The organism is Saccharopolyspora antimicrobica (genome assembly GCF_003635025.1).
Taxonomy (GTDB): Bacteria; Actinomycetota; Actinomycetes; order Mycobacteriales; family Pseudonocardiaceae; genus Saccharopolyspora; species Saccharopolyspora antimicrobica.
The window spans coordinates 5,494,484-5,514,373 of record NZ_RBXX01000002.1 but is presented as its reverse complement, the minus strand read 5'-3'; the positions used below and the strand labels follow the sequence as shown (position 1 = coordinate 5,514,373).

Sequence of the window (19,890 nt, the reverse complement as noted above, 5' to 3'; positions counted from 1 at the left end):
CCGATGGCCGAGCAGTCCACCGAACTCGCCGAACTGGCGGCCCGCCTGCGGAGGCTGGAGGACCAGCAGGAGATCGCCCGGCTCATCGCGAGCTACGGCCCGCTGGTCGACAGCGGCAGCGCCGACGCCGTGGCCGACCGCTGGGAACCCGACGGCGCCTACGACGTCGACGAGCTGTCGATGAACGGCCGCGACGAGATCACCGCGATGGTCGCCGGACCGCGGCACCAGAGCTGGATCCGCGGTGGTTGCGCGCACTTCCTCGGCCCGGCGCACGTGACGGTCGAGGACGACGACGCGGTCGCGGTCGGCCATTCGCTGATGATCGTGCACCGCGACGGCGAGTTCGTCGTGCGCCGCGCCACCGCCAACCGCTGGCAGCTGCGCAGAGGACCGCAGGGCTGGCGCGTGACCCGGCGAACGAGCCGGGTCCTCGACGGCCGCGCGGAGGCGCCCCGCCTGCTCGCGGCGCTCGACATCGATCAGGAGCACCGCAGCGAGGAGGACCGATGAGCGACCGGGACGACATCGCAGAGCGACTGGCCGAACTGGCCGCCGCGATCGACGCCCGCGACTGGGAATCGGTCCGAGCGGCCTTCCTCCCGAACGCCCACGGCTACCGCAAGGACGGAGCGGAGGCGATCGTCCGCCAGATCAGCGACCACCTCGGTGCCTGCGGCCCGACCCAGCACCTCCTCGGCAACCACCGCATCACGGTCGACGGCGACACCGCGCGCTCCCTCACCTACGCCCGCGTCCACCACTCCGGGGCAGGCGCGATGGCCGGGAAGTTCTTCGAGTGCATGGGCGAGTACGACGACCGCTGGGTGCGGACACCCGAGGGCTGGCGACTGTCCTCCCGCGTCTTCGACATGCGGATCTTCCTCGGCGACTTCGGCGTTTTCGGCCCGGCCGAATCCTGATCCCTCTCGGTGAGCGGGACCACACCGAACACTCCTCCGCCGGGTGGCTAGCGTCCGGTGCACCGCCCTCCCCGGGCACCACGACCAGCCGCGATTCCCCGCTGCTGGGCCGTTTTCGACGCTCCCGCCACCCGACTCGACGAGGGTTCACGATGGAACAGGCACCTCCACCGCAAAGAACGGCCGCCGCCACCGGATCGGACGCCGACGGCGAATCCGTGCGCCAGGACCGCTCCACCGCGCAGAACTGCGCGATCGTCGCACTCCTCGTCCTGCTGGTGGAGATCACCGGCCTCACCTACACGATGGTCACCCCGGCGCTGTCGGAGATCGCCGCCGCCTACCGCTCACCGGACATCTCCTGGATCGTCACCGCCGTGACCCTGGTCGGCGCCATCGCCTTCGCGGTGTGCGGGAAGCTGGGCGACATCTACGGCAAGAAGGCGATCGCGCTGGTGTGCACCGCGGTGTTCGCCGTCGGCACCGCGCTGTGCGCGACCGCCCCGGTGCTGCCGCTGCTGATCGCCGGTCGTGCGCTGCAGGGGTTCGGGCTGGCCGTGCTGTCGCTGGCCTACGGGCTGGTCCGGGACGTGCTCCCGAAGCGGCTGATCCCGATCGCGCTGGGCTTCATCGGCACCGGCATGGGCGCCAGCGCGATCATCGGTCCGGTCATCAGCGGGCTGCTCGTCGAGCCGTTCACCTTCCGCGGCATCTTCTGGTTCCAGTTCGGCTACGCGATCGTGGTGGGCCTGCTGGTGTGGCGCTTCGTCCCGGAGAGCGGGCTGCGCGCCCGGGCCGGTGTGGACTGGATCGGCGCTTCACTGCTCGGGTTCGGCGCGCTGGCCTTCCTCTTCGGCGTCGGCACGATCAAGAGCGCGGGCTGGCTCTCGGTGCCGGTGCTGGGCGGGATCGGTGCGGGCGTGCTCCTCATCGCGGGGTGGTTCCGCTACGAGCGGCGCGCCGCCGATCCGCTGGTGCGCATCGACCTCCTCGCGCAACGGCGGGTCGGATTGCCGCTGCTGGCCAACGCGTGCGTCCAGTTCGCGCTGGTCGGAAACTCGATGCTGGTCCCGATGTTCGTCATGTCCGCGCCGGAGGGCGGTTTCGGGTTCGGCGCGACGGCGCTGGAGGTGGCCGGGTTCCTCGCCGCATCGGGCGTGTCGGCGATGGTGGCGGGTCCGGTCAGCGGCCTGATCTCGCGGCGCTTCGGGCCCCGCGCAGGCATGACCTTCGGCGCTTCGGCGCTCGTCACCGGGGCGGCCCTGATCGCGTTCGTGCACGACACCGCGACGGCGGTCCTGCTGGCCCAGCTGGTGTTCGGGATCGGCATCGGCTCGGCGTCGGCGGCGCTGCCGAACGTGCTCGTGCACGCGGTTCCGGCGGACGTCCAGGGCGTCAGCGGCGGAATGCTGAACCTGGTGGGCAGTTTCGGCAGCTCGATCGGCTCGCAGGTGCTGATCGTGCTGCTCCTGCTGCCCGGCGCCCACTACACAGAAACCGGCTTCGTGCTCGCCTTCCTCGCCACCGCCGCGTGCGGCGCGATCGCCCTGACCAGCGCACTGCTGGTCGGCCCGCTACGCGACCGGGAATGACCATTCGTCACGCGGCCACGGTGATCACCGCCGCGACCAACGAATGACTGCGACATTTGGAACGCTCCTGGAACCGTTTCGGCGCCGTATTCACTGCCGGACGCGATCGGATAATTCAAGACTTCCGTCGCCACTGGACTTTCCCTACCGTGGAGCGCGCAACGCCCCTCTGGCCACCGAGTCCGCGCGTGGCCGGATCGCGGAAACCCGTTCCTCAAAAGAAGATGAAGGTGACGCGCGCTATGCGCCGGAATATCAGCGAGACGGCGACCGAGTTCCTGCGAAGGCTGGCATCGGGTGATTTCGACCGCGTGCGCGAGATGTGCAACGACACGGCCACCGTGTGGCACAACGACGGTGTGGGAGAACAGGCCATCGGCGAGAAACTGGACCAGCTCGAGTTGCTGATGCCCACCGTTCACGCGCTGGAGTACGACGTGTTCCGCCAGTTCCAGAACGACGACGAAGTGCTTCAACAGCAGGTCCTCCGCCTCGAACTGGCCGACGGGTCCTGTCGCGAGGTCCACGCCGCGATGCACCTCCGTTTCGAGGGAGATCTCATCGACCGGATTGAGGAGTACACCTATGTCATGCCGCGCGACCAGGAGATTCCGCTCTCCGGTGGGCGGCAGCTGTGACTTCGGCCGGAACAGCGGAAGGCAGGATTTCGGTTCCGGGCGGCAGGGTCTGGTACCGCAGGATGGGCAGCGGTGGCGTACCACTGCTCTTGGTCCACGGCGGGCCCGGCTATCCGAGTGACGTGTTGTTCGAGGCGTTCGAGCCGCTCGCCCGGGAACGCGAGGTCATCTGGTACGACCAGCTGGGAGTGGGACGCTCGGATCGCATCGAGGACACCGCTCTGCTGACGGTGGACCGCTTCCTGGACGAACTCGGCGCCGTGATCGAGGGCCTCGGCCTGGCGCGGCCGCACGTCTACGGCCACTCCTGGGGTGCCATGCTCGGCCTGCAGTTCGCGGCGGAGCGCGCACCGGCGTGGACGAGCCTGGTCTGCGCCAACGGCCTGGCCAGCGTGCCGCGGTTCGAGGCGGAGGTCCGGGCTCTGCTGGCGAAACTGCCCGGCAACGTGCTCGACCGCACCTACGGTCGCGAGCTGCGGGGCGAGACGGACCACCCGGACTACCAGGTCGCCCAGGCGGAGTACCTGCGTGCGTGCGTGGTGCGCACCGCCACGCCACGGCTGGTCCCGGAGCTGATGAGCCTGACGACGTTCCGGACGATGATCGGCCAGGCCGACTACCACGTGACGGGAACGCTGAAGGAGTGGGACATCTTCCACGAGCTCGAACGGATCAGGATCCCGACGCTCGTCCTCGGCGGGGAGTTCGACGAATGCGTTCCCGCGCACCTGGCCGACATCGCCGCCCGGATTCCGGACTCGGAGCACATCACGCAGGCCGGCGCGGCGCACATGGGCTATCTGGAAGCCGAACCGCTCCGCAGTGAGTACGTCGGCATCGTCCGGGACTACCTGGCACGCGTCGAGGCACGTGGACGGTGACCACGTCGAGGCACACCGCTAGAAGACGCCCGGTCCGCGCAAGGTCGCATCCGCGCCACCGTCCACGTAGATCACCTGGCCGGTCATGTGCGTGTTCCCGGTGCTGATCAGCCAGGTCAGCGCGGTGGCGATGACGACGGGCCGGGCGTAGCCGTTCAGCGGCATCGGCACCGCTCGGTCCATAACCTCCTTCATCGCCTCGTCCGCGATGAGCGGCGCGACCATCGGGCTGAGCACGACGCCCGGTGCCACCGCGTTGAGCGGGATGCCCGCACCGGCCCACTCCTCGGTCACCGCCGCTCGGCGCAGCCACTGCGCGAGAGCCGACTTCGACGACGGGTAGAGCCGGTACCCGGCGCCGTTCGCGACCGCCGCGCGGGCGAGTTCCAGGGCGGCCGGTTCGTCATCCCGCAGGCAGGCGTCCACCACCGCCTGATCCACCGGCTGGGTGCCCGCGATGGAACCGACCACCGCCGCCCGCGGGTTCGGCGCGGCGGCGAGCACCGGGCGAAGGCCTTCCAGCAGCCGGACGACGCCGAAGTGGTTGACGCTCACGCTGATCGGATCGGGCGCCGAGACACCGGCGCACGCGACCACTCCGTCCAGCGGCCCGGCGCCGAGCTCAGCCACCACCCGAGCACGCCCGTCCTCAGTGGAGAGATCGGCCTGGATGTCTGCGGCCTCCCGGTCGACTCCGATGACGGTGTCGCCCTGAGCTCGCAGCACCTCCACCAGCGCCTTGCCGATGCCCGATGCCGAGCCGGTCACTGCGATGCGGCGTGTCATGCGTTCTCCTCACAAGGTTCGCAGCTCACCTCCGGCTGCACCGGCCTCATGCCTAACCGAGCGCGGCACCGGCGCGGTCCGTCCGTACCGCTGAGTGGGATCTGCGCACCCGCCGGCGGTTTCCTACGAGGTTGTCTCTCCGGAACGCCATCTGCCCGCACAGGAGGAAACGCCCGTGAACCGGCTGGCCCTGACCACCTCGCTGACCGCACTGCTCCTGGCTGGTTGCTCCGCGGGCACCTCTCCGGAACCCGCGCGCGGCACGTTGACGAGCTCGGCTCCGCTGGAGCACGAACGACTGCCCAGCGCGCAGAGCGAATGGCTGATCACCTACACCTCCGAAGGCGCCCGCGGCGAACCGGTCACCGTCTCCGGAACCGTTTCGGTGCCCGCGTCGCCACCGCCGCAGCAGGGCTGGCCGGTGATCAGCTGGGCGCACGGCACCACCGGCACCGCCGATGTCTGCGCGCCTTCCGCCGACCGCCCGGGCGGCCCGGCGCACGGCTACGTCGGGCTCGCCGACCAGACACTGGACCGGTGGGTCGCCGCGGGCTACGCGGTGGTGCAGACCGACTACGAGGGGCTCGGCACGCCCGGCGAACACCCGTACCTCAACGGGCGGAGCGCGGCGAACGCGGTGGCCGACATCGTCCGCGCCGCGCGCCAGGTCACGCCCGGCATCGGCTCGGACTGGTTCGCGATCGGCCACAGCCAAGGCGGGCACGCCGCCCTCCACACCGCAGCGGCCGACCAGCACGACCTGTCGCTGCGCGGCGCGGTGTCCATCGCGCCGGGCGGCTTCCAGAGCAGCCGGACCACCGCGTACTTCCAGCAGCAGTCGGACGAGCGGAGCGTCCGGGCGGCGTTGCCGTTCCTGCCCACGCTGCTCATCGGTGCGGCCGCCGTGGACCCGGGCATCGTGCCGGAGGACCTGCTCGACGAGCAGGCCCGACCGGTACTGGACGCAGCGCGCCGGACCTGCCAGGACGGTGTCCGCGAAGCCGCCGCGACGATCGATGCGGAGCGGGTCTTCCGGGACGGCGCCGATCTGGGCGGGCTCACCGCGTACCTGAAGTCGCAGGAGCCGGAAGGTCTGGCACTGCGCGTCCCGACGCTGGTGCTGCAGGGCAGCACGGACGCGCTGGTGAACGAACCGGGCACCGCGAGCCTGGTCGAAGCGCTGTGCGGACGCTCCCCTGCAATCGGCTACGAGGTCTTCGACGGCGCGGACCACCGCCAGGTCCTCGCCGCCTCCCAGCCCGCTGCCCAGCGATTCGCCGAAACGCTCCTCACCGGCGGACGACCGCAGAGCTCCTGCCCCCGGCCGTGACCCGGCGCCGAGCCCGCACGGCGCGGACAATCGAGCCCGGACCGGAGCGACTCCTCTTGCACGCCTTCAACACGCGCCTGCAGCATAAGTGCACACGCAAGTAATATCGCGTGCAAACAGTTTCACAGCACGGCGGAGGAAGACCCGATGACCACTGCTCGGCGCACAGCCGCGAGTCCGCAGCCCCTCGTACGAAAGGGGGTTGCGGCGTGAAGGCGATCGTCCTCGACGAGTACGGCGGGCCGGACGCCCTCCGGCTGACCGACCTCCCGGAGCCGAAGGTCGCCCCCGGCGAGGTGCTGATCCGGGTGAAGGCCGCCGGCGTCAACCCGGTGGACTGGAAGCTGGCCGCGGGCGGCCTCGACGGCCTCATGGAGACGCACTTCCCGCTGATCCCGGGCTGGGACGTGGCCGGGATCGTCGAGCGGGTCGGCTTCGACGTCGAGGAGTACGCGCCCGGCGACGAGGTGTACGGCTACATCCGCAAGGACACCGCCCAGCACGGCGCTTACGCGGAACTGGTGTCCGCGCACGTGCGCATGCTGGCCCGCAAGCCCGTCGCGCTCTCCTGGGAACAGGCCGCAGGCGTGCCCCTCGCCGGGCTGACCGCGCACCAGGCGATCGACCGGGTCGGCGTCGGCGCAGGTGACACCGTGCTGATCCACGCGGCGGCGGGCGGGGTCGGTTCGCTCGGCGTCCAGATCGCCGTGGCACGCGGCGCCCGCGTGATCGGCACCGCGAGCGAGCGCAACCACGACTTCGTGCGGCAGTTGGGCGCGGAACCGGTGACCTACGGCCCCGGGCTCGCCGACCGCGTGTCCGAACTGGCACCGGACGGCGTCGACGCGGCGCTCGACTTCTTCGGAGCGGACGCGGTCGACGCATCGCTGCAGCTGCTCGAGAAGCCGGAGCGCCTCGCCTCCATCGCCAACCCGGAGGCCGCGGCGAAGGGCGGCCACTACGTCTGGGTCCGCCCCGACTCGGCGGGCCTCGCGGAGCTCGCCGGCCTGGCCGACAGCGGCCGGCTGACCGTGCACGTGGACCAGGTGCTCCCGCTCGCCGAAGCGGCGGAGGCCTGGCGCCTGAACCAGCTCGGGCACACGCGCGGCAAGCTCGTGCTCTCCACCGAAGATCTCTGAAGCAGTGCCGAGGAGGCCCGCCGATCCGCACCCCGGCGGGCCTCCTGGCCGTTGTGCGGGCGCCGAGTGCGTTGAGCCACAGCACCGTGCGTTCGGATACCCCCGGGGGTACCGTCGGAGACATGCAGATGAAACCCGAACTGCTCGGCGATGCGCTGACGCGCCTCCGGCGCGCGCAGGGGCAGCTGGCGAGCGTCATCGAGTCGATCGAAGAGGGCGACGACTGCGCCGCGGTGCTCACCCAGCTGGCCGCCGTTTCCCGCGCTCTCGACCGCGCCGGTTTCAAGATCGTGGCCAGCGGCATGCGGTACTGCCAGCAGGCCCGGGAGGACGGCGAGGAACCGCCGATGACCGAGCAGGAGCTCGAACGCCTCTTCCTCGCCCTCGCCTGATCCCACCCGACCCGAGCACGCCACCCGTGCATCCATCGCATACCCCCCGGGGTATCGGAGGTGAATCGCCGTGACAGCACTGCCCCAGCTCAGCGGACTCCAGGTCGAGGTCGTGGAGACCTCCTCGCTGGGCGACCGCAGCTACCTCGCCACCGACGGCCGCCGCGCCGTGGTGATCGACCCGCAGCGCGACGTGGACCGCGTCCTCGCCGCCGCCGGGCGCGCAGGTGCGCGGATCGCGCTGGTCCTCGAAACGCACGTGCACAACGACTACGTCTCCGGCGGCCTGGAGCTGGCCCGGTTGACCGGGGCCGAGTACGGCATCGCCGCGGCCGACGAAGCGCCCTTCGCGCACCGCCCGCTGCGCGACGGCGACCTGCTGGAGGTCACCGACCGCCTCCGACTGCGCGCCGTGGCCACGCCGGGCCACACCTTCCACCACCTGTCGTACGTGCTGGAGGACGCCGGGGAGCCGGTCGGCGTGTTCACCGGCGGCTCGCTTCTCTACGGGACGACCGGTCGCACGGACCTGCTCGGCGAGCAGCACAGCGTGGAGCTCGCCCGCCACCAGCACCGGTCGGCGCGCAAGCTGGCCGACCTGCTGCCCGCCGGGGCGCAGATCTGGCCGACGCACGGCTTCGGCAGCTTCTGCTCGGCGACGCAGGCCAGCGGCGACTCGTCGACCATCGGCGAGCAGCGCGCGGCGAACCCCGCCCTGTCGCTGGCCGAGCAGGACTTCGTCGAGACCACGCTCGCCGGGCTCGACGCCTACCCCGCGTACTACGCGCACATGGGCGCCCGCAACATCACCGGCCCGGCACCGCTGGACCTCCGCGCACCGGCCGAGGCATCTCCCGGCGAGCTCGCCGAGCGACTGCGGCGCGGCGAGTGGGTGGTGGACCTGCGCTCCCGCAAGGCCTACGTCGAATCCCACCTGGCAGGCACGGTCAGCCTCGGCCTGGACGGCCCGATGGCGACCTGGCTGGGCTGGATGATCGAGTGGGGTTCGCCGATCACGCTGGTCGGCGAGTCCGGTGAGCAGATCGCCGACGCCCAGCGCGAGCTGGTGCGCATCGGCATCGACCAGCCCGCCGCGGCCGCGACCGGGCAGCCCGCGCAGCTGGCCGCCGACTCCGCGCAGTTGGTGAGCACGCCGACGGCCACTTTCGCCGAGCTGGCCGCCGCGCTGGACGGCGAGCTCGGCGGGCTCCCGAGCGCGGACGTCGTGCTCGACGTGCGGACGAACAACGAATGGCGCGACTCGCACGTCGACGGCGCCGTGCACATCCCGCTCTACGAGCTGGCCCAGCGGATCGACGAGGTCCCGGCCGGTTCGGTGTGGGTGCACTGCGGCAGCGGCTACCGCGCCACGGCGGCTGCCTCGCTGCTGGAATCCGCCGGCCGCACCACCGTCGTCATCGACGACGCGTTCGCCACCGCCCGATCCTCCGGCGTCACCCTGACGTCCTGAACCACGCACGGCAAGAACCGCATTCGAAGGAGAAGCATGACCGGCTCGTTAGAGTCCACAGTGGATGTCGCCGATGCCCGGGAGCTGGTGCGCTCGGCACCGCGGACCCGGCTGATCGACGTGCGCACCCCCGGTGAGTTCGCCGCGGCGCACATCCCTGGCTCCCACAACGTTCCGCTCGACGTGCTGCGCGCGCACCACACCGAGCTGACCGCCGACCACTCCGACCCGGTGGTGCTCGTGTGCGGATCGGGCGTCCGCGCCGCGGAAGCCCGCGGCCTGCTCGCCGCTGCGGGGCTCCCGAAGCTCACCGTCCTCAAGGGCGGCATCGGCGCCTGGGAGCAGCAGGGCGCTCCGGTCTCGCGCGGGCGCGGGAAGTGGGCGATGGAGCGGCAGGTCCGGCTTGCTGCGGGTTCCCTCGTGCTCGCCGGGGTCGTGGGCAGCGCGGTCGCGCCGAAGCTGAAGTGGCTGGCGGGATTCATCGGTGCCGGGCTCACCTTCTCCGCGCTGAGCAACACCTGCGGGATGGCCCGGATGCTCTCGCTGCTGCCGTACAACCGGACGCCGGAACAGGACGTGCCGTCGCTGCTCGCGGCGCTGACGTGATGCTGCTCGCCATCGTCTTCGGCGTCGTGATCGGCCTTTCCACCGGTCTGCTCGGCGCCGGAGGTTCGATCCTGGCCGTTCCGGCGCTGGTGTACGGCGTCGGGCAGCCGCTGAGCACCGCGGTTCCCACCGCGCTGGTCGTGGTGGCCGCATCGGCCATCGGCGGCCTGTGCTCCCGCAGCCGGCTGCGGCTCGTGCAGTGGCCGGTGGCGCTGATCTTCGGGATCGCCGGGATCCCCGGCACGATCGGCGGCGCAGCGCTCGGCCGGTCGTTGCCGCAGGACTGGCTGATGCTGGGCTTCGCGGCGCTGATGGTCGTCGTCGCCTCGCGGATGTTCCGCGGCAACGACCGCGCCGGTGCCCCGGACGGCGACTTGGTGCCGAAGACGGCCGCCGCCGGGGCCGGGGTCGGTGTGCTGACCGGGCTTTTCGGCGTCGGCGGCGGATTCGTCATCGTGCCCGCGCTGACCCTGCTGCTCGGGCTGACCGCGCAGCAGGCCATCGCGAACTCGATGGTGGTGATCACGATCAACTCCATCAGCGGGCTGATCGCGCACTCGGGCGCGGTGGCGCAGCTCGACCTCGCCGTGCTGGTGGCCTTCGCGGGCACCGCGATGCTGGTGTCGATCGCCGCCGCCCGGCTCGCCGGGAGGCTCCCGGCGAACACCGTCCGCCGCGCGTTCGCCTGGGCCGTGCTGGCCATCGCGGCGGGCGTGGGCATCTCGTCGGTGATCGGGCTCGCGGCGTAGGGGGGTCGTGAGTGCGTAACGGTGTTCGAACACCGTTACGCACTCACGACATCTTTCACGGGAAAACGATCCGCTTCAGCGTTTCGCGCAACTCGACGACCGCCTTCGCCGACAGCCCCTCGAAGTAGCCGCTGTGCGCCTGATCCACCAGCGCCTGCGCCTCGTCCCGCACCCGGCGCCCCTCATCGGTGGCGGCGATCAGCCGGTTCCGCCGGTCCGCCGGATCCGGGGTCCGCGCGACCAGTCCGCGGTCCTCCAGCTCGTCGATCAGCCCCACGATCTGGCTGGGATCGAGCCCCATCGTGGCCGCGACGCCGCGCTGGTTCACGCCCTGCTCGTGCTCGCAGGCCAGCACGAGCACCGAATAGGAACGCACCTTCAGACCGAGCGGGACCAGCGCTTTGTTCACCGCGCCGAGCACCATTCCCCCGGCGCGGGAGAGCAGGAATCCGATGTCGTCGGCCAGCAATTGCGGCCGGGTCTGCGCCATGCGCCCTCCTCCGTGTGCCCCACAAGCGTAGCAGGTTTCAATCATTGACATTCTCAATGATGGATGTTTACCTGTGATCCGCCTTACAGGAGGAGCATCCATGGATCTGAGCGGCAAGGTCGCCATCATCACCGGCAGCGGGCGGGGACTCGGTCTCGCGTACGGGAAGGAGCTCGCCCGCAACGGAGCGGCGGTGGTGATCAACGACATCGACCGGGCCAGTGCGGACGGGGCGGTCGCAGAGATCGTCGCGGCGGGCGGGCGAGCCGTCGCCGTCGTCACCCCGGTCGGCACGTCCGAAGCGGCCGGGGAGCTGGTGGCCACCGCGGTCGAGACCTTCGGCCGGCTGGACGTCCTGGTCACCAACGCGGGCATCCTGCGCGACAAGGTGGTCTGGAAGATGACCGACGAGGACTTCGACGCGGTGATCGACGTGCACCTGCGCGGCACCTTCACCTGCGTGCGCGAGGCCGTGCTGCGCTTCCGGGAACAGGGCGGAGGCGGCCGGATCATCTGCATCGGCTCCCCCGCCGGCCAGCGCGGCAACTTCGGCCAGACCAACTACTCGGCGGCCAAGGCCGGCATCGTCGGCATGGTCCGCACCTGGGCCATGGAGCTGCAACGCGCCGGTATCACCGTCAACGCGGTCTGCCCCGTTGCGGCCACCGCGATGACCGAGACGATCCCGTTCCTCGCGCCGCACATCGAGTCGATGAAGCGCGGCGAGCCGCTGCCGGCGATCATTCGACGCGACGTCGGCATGGGCACCCCCGAGGACGCCGCCGGGGTCATCGCCTTCCTCGCCTCCGACGCCGCCGCCGACATCACCGGGCAGGCCCTGTCGATCGGCGGCGACCGGCTGGCGCTGTGGTCGCACCCGCAACTGACCGCCACGGACTTCCACGACGGCGGCTGGTCTGCCGAGGACATCGCCGCCTGCTGGGGCCAGACCTTCGCCGGCTCGATCGAGTCGGTGGGCGAGGAGTTCCCGGAGGAGGTCATGCCGAAATGAGCTCGACCCGCTACGAATGCGGCATCGACTTCGACGCGATCGAGGCCATCGACATCCACACCCACGTGGAGATCGACGGCTGCGGGCGTCGTTCGCTGGACGACGAGTTGATGGCGGCTTCCGCGAAGTACTTCAAGTCCGGCGAGGAACGCACGCCCAGCATCGAATCCATCGCTGAGCACTACCGCGAGCGCAACATGGCGGCCGTCGTGTTCACGGTCGACGCCACCTCGGCCACCGGACACGCCCCCAACTCGGTCGAGGAGATCGCGGAGCTGGCCGCCGCCAACAACGACGTGCTGATCCCCTTCGGCTCGGTCGATCCCTGGCGCGGCAAAGCCGCGGTGGAGCGGGCCCGCACGCTGCTCGAGGGGTGCGGCGTGCGCGGCTTCAAGTTCCACCCGAGCATGCAGGGTTTCGAGCCCAACGACCGGCGGTTCTACCCGCTGTACGAGGTCATCGCGGAAGCAGGCGTGCCCGCGCTGTTCCACACCGGACAGACAGGTATCGGTGCCGGACTGCCAGGGGGGCACGGCATCAAGCTCCGCTACTCCGACCCGATGTTCCTCGACGACGTCGCCGCCGACTTCCCGGACCTGACCATCGTCATGGCCCACCCGGCGGTGCCGTGGGTCGATGCCCAGATCTCCATCGCCACGCACAAGGCCAACGTCTACCTCGACCTGTCCGGCTGGTCCCCGAAGTACTTCCCGCCCCAGCTGGTCCGGGCGGTGAACTCGGTGCTGCGCAAGAAGGCGCTCTTCGGCTCCGATTTCCCGGTGATCCAGGTCGACCGCTGGCGCAAGGACTTCGCCGCTCTCGACATCAAACCCGAAGTGGCACCGCTGATCTTCAAGGAGAACGCACTGCGCGTTCTGGGCATCAAGCGCTGAACAGCCGCACCACGCGTCGCTCACATCGCACACCGACAGGAGTCCCATGTCCACCACTCGCGTCGCGGCCCTCGCCGATCTCAAACCTCTCGAGGGCAAACCGCTGGGAACCAGCTCGTGGATCGAGGTGCCCCAGGACCGGATCAACATGTTCGCCGACGCCACCGACGACCACCAGTGGATCCACGTCGATCCCGAGCGCGCTCGGGCGGAGAGCCCGTTCGGCGAACCGATCGCGCACGGTTATCTGACGCTCTCGCTGATCATCCCGATGTGGGACGAGGTGCTCAAGGTCGACAGCGTGACCACGGCCGTGAACTACGGGCTGAACAAGGTCCGGTTCACCAACCCCGTCCCCTCCGGTGGCCGGGTGCGGTTGAACGCCACACTGAAGAAGGTCGAGGACCTGCCGAAGGGTGGCGTGCAGCTGACCGTCGACGGCCAGATCGAGCTCGAAGGCGCTGAGCGGCCCGCGGTGGTGGTGGAGGCGGTCTACCGCTTCTTCGAGTAGCCGGAAGCTGAACCGACCCGCTGCGCCGAGCACTCTCGCATCAGGAGCTAGCCAGTCGAAGTACCTCAAGGAATGTGGAGAGAAATGTGCCAGTCGAACAACCGCGAATGAGGTCAGTCTTCGCCAAGGCCGCCGTCGCGACCTCGGTGGCCGCGATGGCCTTCACCGCGACCATCAGCGCAAGCAGTGCGGAACCGAAGGAGGACTCGCCGTCGGCCAGGCCCGGACCGGCCGGAACGACGTTCTGGGACGTCCACGAGCAGCCTCCGGAGACGGCGAAGCCCGGCGACATCTACTGGGTCCAGCCGCGCTCCGATGCGCCCAGCGATGCCCGGGGGTGGAACGTCGTCTACGTCTCGGAGATCCAGCCCGGTGTCAAGAAGTACGTCTCCGGCGAGATCTACGTGCCACTGGGCAGGAGCGACACGCCGCGGGACGTGGTGCTCTGGAACCACGAGACAACCGGACTCGCCGACGCCTGCGCGCCCTCCCGCAGGAGCCTGGGCGAGGGCGATCGGTCCCGCGTGCCGGGAATCCGGGAACTGCTGGACCAAGGCCGTGTCGTCGCGATGAGCGATTACCCCGGGCAAGCACTGCCTGGTCCCTCCCACTACATGGTCGGCCAGGACAACGCGCGGGCCTCCCTGGACGTGCTGCGCGCCGTGCAGAATCTCCCCGAGCTCAACGCGTCCAACAGATTCGTCCAGTACGGCTGGTCGCAAGGCGGTCAGACGACCATGCACGTCGAATCGATCGCACGAACCTACGCCCCGGAGTTCGAGGGCTTGGGAGCCGCGCTCATCGCACCGGCTGTCCGGATCCTCGATCTGACCCACAACTCGATGCAGAGCCCGGAACTGGCCGGGTACGTGATCTCGACGCTGCCCGGCATCAAGGCCGCTTATCCGCACCTGCGCTACAGCGACTTCCTCACCGGCGAGGCCATGGAGCAACTTCCCGCGCTAGCCGATGGGTGCTTCGACATCTGGGACAGCGCTAGTACGTTGCGCGACCCTTACCAGCCGGGCGCGCTGGCCCCCGACAGCGCTTGGGAGCAGGCACTCGCCGCGGTGGACGACTTCCGCCCCGCAGGCTCGATGCCTTTCGTGATCTACCAGGGCTCGGCCGACACGACGACCCCGGTCGAGCTGACGAGCCGGGAACGCACGGCCCTGTGCCAGGCGGGGTCCTCAGTGGACTACCACCAATTCGACGGACTCGACCACGAGTCCGTCGTCCCGGAGGCCACCGAGCAGTTCCCTGCCTGGGCAGCCGACCGGTTCGCCGGCGAACCGGCACCGGGCAACTGCTCCCAGGCCTGATCCATCAGTCCATCGCACTGTTCGACGCTCGGGCTCCGGTCGGTGATCTACGACCGGAGCCCGGCCCCGGCCGTATATCACCGACTGCAGGCCTACCCGTCCGTCCGGCCCGAGACATCCCGAAGGAGGCCTACCGCATTGCGCAACGTTGGCACCGGTACCTGGCCCTACCGCCGCGCCCGCCTCTCCTCCGACAAGACCGCGATCACCTTCCGCGGGCGCGCCACGACCTACCGCGAACTCGACGAACGGGTCACCCGGCTGGCACACGCGCTGCGCTCGCTCGGTGTCGGCAGCGGAGACCGCGTCGCGCTGTTGAGCACGAACCACCCGGCCTATCTCGAAGCGCTGTTCGCCTCCGGCCTGCTCAATGCGATCTTCGTGCCGCTCAACGCCCGGCTCACCGCACCCGAAGTGGAGTACGCGATGCGCGACTCGGGCGCCGCAGTGCTCATCCACTCCGAGGCGCTCGGCGAGATCGCGCGGTCCGCTGCCGGTGCGGCGACCCGCGTGGTGCTCGACGGCGCGGACCCGGAGGCGGTCGGCTACGAGGCGCTGATCGCAGCCGCCGACTCGTCCCGCATCGACGAGCCGGTATCCCACGACGATCCGTGCTTCATCATGTACACCTCCGGCACCACCGGCCGTCCCAAAGGTGTGGTGCTCACCCACGGCAACATCGTGTTCTCCGTGATGAACGCCGTCATCGACCTCGACCTGGACAGCCACGAGACGGCGCTGGTGTGCGCACCGCTGTTCCACACCGCCGCCCTGGACTTCGTGGCCCTGCCGACGCTACTCAAAGGCGGCAACGTGGTCATCGAGGAGGGGTTCGAACCGGGCCGGATCCTGCAAGTGCTCGAACGCGAGCGGATCACCTACACCTTCGGCGTGCCGACCATGTTCGACGCGCTCAGCGCCCACCCGGCCTGGAAGGCGGCCGACCTGAGTGCGATCCGGCGGGTGGTCGTTGCCGCGGCCCCCGTCCCGCCACGCACGCTGCGCACCTACGCCGAGCGCGGGATCAAGATCTGTCAGGGCTACGGCCTGACCGAGACCGGCCCGGGCGCGCTGATACTCACCCCGGACGACGTCGAGCGCAAACTCGGCACGGCGGGTGTTCCGCACTTCTTCACCGACGTCCGGATCGTCGATGCCGACGGACGGGAGGTGGCACCCGGCGAACGCGGCGAGATCCAGATCTGCGGCCCGAACGTCATGCGGGGTTACTGGAATCGCCTGGACGCCACCGCCGATGCCTTCACCGACGAGCGATGGCTGCGCTCCGGCGACATCGGGGTCGCCGACGCCGACGGATTCGTCGCCATCGTGGACCGGCTCAAAGACCTGATCATCTCCGGGGGCGAGAACATCTACCCCGCCGAAGTCGAGGCGGCGATCCTCGAAATGCCGGGAGTCACCGGCTGCGCGGTCTTCGGCGTGCCGCACGAGAAGTGGGGCGAGGTGGGATGCGCCGCCGTCGTGCTGGACAACGGGTACGAGCTCGACCACAACCAGCTCGTCGAGTTCCTCACGCCCCGGCTGGCCAAGTACAAGATCCCCCGATCGCTTGTCGTGATCGACGAAATCCCCCGCAACGCCACCGGCAAGATCCGCAAGGACCGGCTTCGAAGCCAGTTCGCCTGATCCACCTTCCCCGGACCACTCCGGCAGATCGAAGGAGCCTCATGCCCGCTGCCGATGCGGCCGAGCACCTCTCGGCACCCGAACGCGCCAAAGAAGCGCGCCGAGTCGTGCTGTCGAGCTACCTCGGCAGCACCCTCGAGTACTACGACTTCCTGCTCTACGGCACCGCCGCGTCGCTCGTGTTCGGCCCGGTGTTCTTCTCCGACCTGCCCCCCGCGGTCGGCACGATCGCGTCGCTCGGCACGTTCGCGGCGGGCTACCTGGCACGCCCCTTCGGCGGCGTCCTCTTCGGACACTTCGGTGACCGGGCCGGGCGAAAGGCGATGCTCGTCCTCGCCATGACCGTCATGGGCACCGCATCCGTCCTCATCGGCCTCGTTCCCCCCGCCTCGATGATCGGCCCATGGGCAGCGATCATCCTCGTCACCTTGCGGGTGCTCCAGGGCATCGCCATCGGCGGCGAATGGGGCGGAGCCGCGCTCATGGCACTCGAACACGCCGAACCGCGAAAACGGGGCTACCTCGCCGCATTCACCAACGCCGGAGCCCCCACCGGCGCCGTGCTCGGCACACTCGTGATGACGCTGTTCGCCCTCCTGCCCGAAGACGAGTTCATGCGGTGGGGCTGGCGCATCCCGTTCCTGCTCTCGGCCGTCATGCTCGCCATCGGCCTCTTCGTCCGCGCCAAGGTCTCGGAAAGCCCGATCTTCCAAGCAGCTGCCGAGCAGGCCGACGCCGACCGCACCGAGAAGAAGGACGCCCCGCCGATCATCGAAGTGCTCCGGCGCCCCAAGGTCGTGATGCTGGCCGCGTTCGCGTGCCTGGCCGGCTTCGCCCTGCAGACCGCGTTCACCACCTTCGGCATCACCTACGCCGTCGAACATGGCACGCCGAGGCCAGATGCTCTGCTCGGCTACGCGATCGGCCAGTTCTTCGCGATCTTCTTCATCCTCGGCTACGCCCGGCTGTCCGACCGGCTCGGCCGGCGCCCGGTGATGCTCTTCGGCCTCGCCGCGATGATCGTCCTGGTCTATCCGATGCTCCACATGCTCACCACGGGCGACCTCGCCCTCGTCTCCCTCGCCTTCATCCTGTACACCTTCTGCCACGGCGCCACCTACGGGCCGATGGCGGCCTACATCGCCGAGCAGTTCGGCACCCGCACCCGCTACACCGGGGCGTCGCTGGGCTATCAGATCGCCACCCTGCTCGGTGGCGGGTTCACGCCGGTCATCCTGGCTTCCCTGTACGCGTCCTCGGGCAGCTCGATCATCCCGGTGGGTGGATTCATCATCGCGCTCGGCATCCTCAGCGGCATCGTCCTGCTCTGCACCCGCGAGACCAAGGACAACGACCTGACCGCCGTCTAGAACGCCGGATCCGCCGACCTGCGGTGCGCGCACGTCGGCGGACCTCGGTGCTCCACCGCTACCGGCCGCAGAGCATGGCGGCCGGATTCGTGCGGGTGAGCGCCTCGACCCGGTCGACGCCGAGCGCGCGCAGCTGCTCGGCGAAGATCGTTGGGACGTAGGCGAAACCGTTGCCGCCGTGGCGCGTCCACATCTGCTTCAGGAAGACGTCGTGGCTGAGCAGCACCTGGTCGCCGTGACCGGCCGCGACGAGCTCGGCCACGCCTGCCGCGGTCGTCGCGGTCGACGGCGAGGCGCCTTCCTTCGGGAACGTGATGTCCATGCCGATCATGTCGAACTCCAGCCACACCCCGCGCTCGGCCAGCCCGAGCTGGTACGCGGTGTCCGCCGCCGACGGGTCCATGTGCGAGAGCACGACGCGATCCGGCGCCACGCCGATCTCGCCGAGCACCACGTCCAGCACCTCGCCGCCGCGGCGCTGCCAGCCGGGCAGGTGGATCATCAGCGGGACGCCCGGGTGGTCGAGCTGGGCCAGCGCCGCAGCGCGCAGCGAGGCCCGCTCCGCCGGCGTGAAGTCCGGCGACACCCCGATCTCGCCGATGATCCCCGGCCGGGCGCGGTGCTCGCCGACACCGCCTGCCAGCTCCTCGCCGATGCTCGCCGCCTGCGCCTCGACCGCCCGGGCCGCGATGCGCTCGCCCTCGAACTTCTCCAGGTAGGCGCCGCAGCCCATCACGATGTTCAGGCCGGTGCGCCGCGCCACCTCGACCAGCTTGTCGGGGTCCCGGCCGATCGCGGCGCTGGAGGTGGCGTCGACGATGGTCCGGCCGCCCACCGCCTGGAAGGCCGCGATCTCGCCCATCACATCGGCCACCGGCTTGGCGGCCAGGTTGTCCGCGCAGCAGTACGGGTCGTGCCGCAGCGCCCACGCGGCCCCGGCGTCCACCGCGCGGTCCACGAGGAACTCGCTGAACCCGTAGCTGGGTTCGTCGCGCACCCCGGACAGGTCGTTGAAGAGGTGCTCGTGCGGCAGGACCAGTCCCAGCTCGGCCGCGGGCACCGGGCCGGTGACGGTCTGCACGGCGCCGGTCATCGCGCGGCTCCCGCTCCGTCCGCGCTGCGCGAGGGGATCATCCCGATCCCGGCGGCGATCAGCGCGAGCACCGTGCCGATCACGGTGGCCAGGTGGATCGGGTGCCCGACCGAGGGCACCACCAGGTCCAGCAGCAGCGAACCGACCAGCTGACCGGCCACCGAGCCCAGCCCGAGCAGCAGCAGCCCGAGCCCGCGCACCAGCAGCGCCATGAAGCCGATGGACAGCAGGCCCAGCACACCGCCGGTGTACATCCACCACGTCGGCGGCAGCGAGAACTGCCCGGTGCCCAGCGCCAACCGGACCAGCAGCCCGGCGAGCAGCACCACGAACCCGACCAGGAAGTTGAAGGTGATCGAGACCAGCATCGAACCGGTCTCCCGCGCCACGGCGGCGTTGCCGGCCGGCTGCCACCCGGCCAGCAGGCCCGCCACGAACGGCAGGACGGCCAGCGCGATGGCGTGCGGCACGTGGAAGTTCGGCGAGATGGTGACCGCGGTGGCCGCGACGGCCAGCAGCGCGCCGAGACCGCGGGTGACCGAGATCGGCTGCTTGACCGTGGCGGTCACGCCGATCCGGTCGCAGATCACCCCGGAGATGACCAGGCCCGCGATCAGCGTGATCTGGAAGACCGCGACGCCGAGCACGCCCACCGAGACGCCCTCGGAGAGCACCACCGCGCCGCCGCACAGCCCGGCCAGGTAGTTCCACCAGCCGATGCGCTTGCTGCGGATCAGGCGCGGGATGCTCAGCGCCTGCTTGCGCGTGCCGGGCCGCGCGAACACGATCACCAGCATCAGCACCAGGCCGCTGCCGAAGGAGATCACGGCGGCGCTGTTGCCGTCGCCGACGGTCGCGCCGAGCGCGCCGTTGACCGCGGACTGCATCGGGCTGAGCATGCCTGCCAGCACCGTCAGCAGCACCAGGACGGTCGTGGTGGCGCTCCGGGCCGCTCGGCCGGACGTGGCCGGCGGGCTCAGCTCGGGGGCGGGCGTGTTGGTCATGGCGGTGCGACTCCTTTGTCGTCCTCGCTGCACCGGTGGGT

Annotated in this window: 21 protein-coding genes; 17 read left to right on the top strand and 4 right to left on the bottom strand. The window is 70.3% G+C overall.

What is annotated here, in order from left to right; translation table 11 throughout:
• Positions 1–3: 3 nt before the first annotated feature.
• The 5 genes from ATL45_RS26445 (at position 4) to ATL45_RS26425 (ending at position 4,034) form a co-directional block, all read left to right on the top strand.
• The gene (locus tag ATL45_RS26445) at positions 4–513 is read left to right on the top strand and encodes a nuclear transport factor 2 family protein (protein WP_093159487.1); all 510 of its coding nucleotides are present in this window, start codon (positions 4–6) and stop codon (positions 511–513) included.
• Positions 510–923 (top strand): nuclear transport factor 2 family protein, encoded by a 414-nt coding sequence (locus tag ATL45_RS26440; RefSeq protein WP_093159484.1) that lies wholly within the window; start codon positions 510–512, stop codon positions 921–923. Before ATL45_RS26445 ends, ATL45_RS26440 begins: the two co-directional genes overlap by 4 nt.
• A 152-nt stretch (positions 924–1,075) precedes the next feature.
• Positions 1,076–2,515, top strand: coding sequence for an MFS transporter (locus tag ATL45_RS26435; RefSeq protein ID WP_093159482.1), 1,440 nt, complete (start codon positions 1,076–1,078; stop codon positions 2,513–2,515).
• A 230-nt stretch (positions 2,516–2,745) separates the two neighbouring features.
• Positions 2,746–3,153, top strand: coding sequence for a nuclear transport factor 2-like protein (locus tag ATL45_RS26430; protein WP_211841292.1), 408 nt, complete (start codon positions 2,746–2,748; stop codon positions 3,151–3,153).
• Positions 3,150–4,034, top strand: coding sequence for a proline iminopeptidase-family hydrolase (locus ATL45_RS26425; protein WP_093159480.1), 885 nt, complete (start codon positions 3,150–3,152; stop codon positions 4,032–4,034). Before ATL45_RS26430 ends, ATL45_RS26425 begins: the two co-directional genes overlap by 4 nt.
• 18 nt (positions 4,035–4,052) lie before the next feature.
• Here ATL45_RS26425 and ATL45_RS26420 read toward each other — a convergent pair whose 3' ends face one another.
• Positions 4,053–4,820, bottom strand: a complete 768-nt coding sequence (locus ATL45_RS26420) for an SDR family oxidoreductase (protein WP_093159477.1) — start codon at positions 4,818–4,820, stop codon at positions 4,053–4,055.
• A 175-nt stretch (positions 4,821–4,995) separates the two neighbouring features.
• On the opposite strand from ATL45_RS26420, the gene ATL45_RS26415 reads away from it, so the two are divergent.
• The 6 genes from ATL45_RS26415 (at position 4,996) to ATL45_RS26390 (ending at position 10,507) form a co-directional block, all read left to right on the top strand.
• A complete protein-coding gene (locus tag ATL45_RS26415) occupies positions 4,996–6,150 on the top strand; it encodes an alpha/beta hydrolase family protein (protein WP_170210356.1) in 1,155 nt (384 codons plus the stop codon).
• 209 nt (positions 6,151–6,359) lie between these two features.
• On the top strand, positions 6,360–7,289 hold the full coding sequence (locus ATL45_RS26410; protein ID WP_093159472.1) for an NADP-dependent oxidoreductase: 930 nt from the start codon (positions 6,360–6,362) through the stop codon (positions 7,287–7,289).
• 122 nt (positions 7,290–7,411) lie between these two features.
• Entirely contained in the window at positions 7,412–7,681 is a 270-nt protein-coding gene (locus tag ATL45_RS26405; RefSeq protein ID WP_093159469.1) for a metal-sensitive transcriptional regulator, read from the top strand.
• A gap of 70 nt (positions 7,682–7,751) precedes the next feature.
• Positions 7,752–9,152 (top strand): MBL fold metallo-hydrolase, encoded by a 1,401-nt coding sequence (locus tag ATL45_RS26400; protein ID WP_246025552.1) that lies wholly within the window; start codon positions 7,752–7,754, stop codon positions 9,150–9,152.
• Positions 9,153–9,188: 36 nt separating this feature from the next.
• Positions 9,189–9,758, top strand: coding sequence for a rhodanese-like domain-containing protein (locus tag ATL45_RS26395; RefSeq protein ID WP_093159464.1), 570 nt, complete (start codon positions 9,189–9,191; stop codon positions 9,756–9,758).
• The gene (locus ATL45_RS26390) at positions 9,758–10,507 is read left to right on the top strand and encodes a sulfite exporter TauE/SafE family protein (protein ID WP_093159541.1); all 750 of its coding nucleotides are present in this window, start codon (positions 9,758–9,760) and stop codon (positions 10,505–10,507) included. Before ATL45_RS26395 ends, ATL45_RS26390 begins: the two co-directional genes overlap by 1 nt.
• Positions 10,508–10,562: 55 nt before the next feature.
• On the opposite strand, the gene ATL45_RS26385 is transcribed toward ATL45_RS26390, so the two are convergent.
• On the bottom strand, positions 10,563–10,997 hold the full coding sequence (locus tag ATL45_RS26385; protein ID WP_093159462.1) for a MarR family winged helix-turn-helix transcriptional regulator: 435 nt from the start codon (positions 10,995–10,997) through the stop codon (positions 10,563–10,565).
• A 100-nt stretch (positions 10,998–11,097) separates the two neighbouring features.
• Here ATL45_RS26385 and couN point away from each other — a divergent pair, with 100 nt between their 5' ends.
• The 6 genes from couN to ATL45_RS26355 all read left to right on the top strand — a co-directional run bounded on the left by couN (position 11,098) and on the right by ATL45_RS26355 (position 17,752).
• Positions 11,098–12,009 carry a 4-hydroxyphenyl-beta-hydroxyacyl-CoA dehydrogenase gene (couN, locus tag ATL45_RS26380; protein WP_093159459.1) on the top strand — a complete coding sequence of 304 codons (912 nt, stop codon included), beginning with the start codon at positions 11,098–11,100 and terminating at the stop codon, positions 12,007–12,009.
• A complete protein-coding gene (gene couO, locus ATL45_RS26375; protein WP_093159457.1) occupies positions 12,006–12,902 on the top strand; it encodes a 4-hydroxyphenyl-beta-ketoacyl-CoA hydrolase in 897 nt (298 codons plus the stop codon). The genes couN and couO overlap by 4 nt, the downstream gene beginning before the upstream one ends.
• A gap of 46 nt (positions 12,903–12,948) precedes the next feature.
• Complete coding sequence (gene couM / locus ATL45_RS26370) at positions 12,949–13,413, top strand: p-hydroxycinnamoyl-CoA hydratase (protein ID WP_093159454.1); 465 nt, start codon at positions 12,949–12,951, stop codon at positions 13,411–13,413.
• 107 nt (positions 13,414–13,520) lie between these two features.
• Entirely contained in the window at positions 13,521–14,735 is a 1,215-nt protein-coding gene (locus ATL45_RS26365) for a lipase family protein (RefSeq protein WP_093159452.1), read from the top strand.
• Between the two features lie 42 nt (positions 14,736–14,777).
• Positions 14,778–16,382: an acyl-CoA synthetase gene (locus ATL45_RS26360; protein ID WP_246025551.1), complete on the top strand. Its 1,605-nt coding sequence runs from the start codon at positions 14,778–14,780 to the stop codon at positions 16,380–16,382.
• Positions 16,383–16,423: 41 nt separating this feature from the next.
• Positions 16,424–17,752: an MFS transporter gene (locus ATL45_RS26355; RefSeq protein WP_093159447.1), complete on the top strand. Its 1,329-nt coding sequence runs from the start codon at positions 16,424–16,426 to the stop codon at positions 17,750–17,752.
• 58 nt (positions 17,753–17,810) lie between these two features.
• Here the strand turns inward: ATL45_RS26355 and ATL45_RS26350 are convergent, their stop codons facing one another.
• Positions 17,811–18,845, bottom strand: coding sequence for a phosphotriesterase family protein (locus tag ATL45_RS26350; RefSeq protein WP_093159445.1), 1,035 nt, complete (start codon positions 18,843–18,845; stop codon positions 17,811–17,813).
• On the bottom strand, positions 18,842–19,849 hold the full coding sequence (locus ATL45_RS26345; protein ID WP_093159442.1) for a DMT family transporter: 1,008 nt from the start codon (positions 19,847–19,849) through the stop codon (positions 18,842–18,844). Before ATL45_RS26345 ends, ATL45_RS26350 begins: the two co-directional genes overlap by 4 nt.
• Between the last annotated feature and the right edge of the window lie 41 nt (positions 19,850–19,890).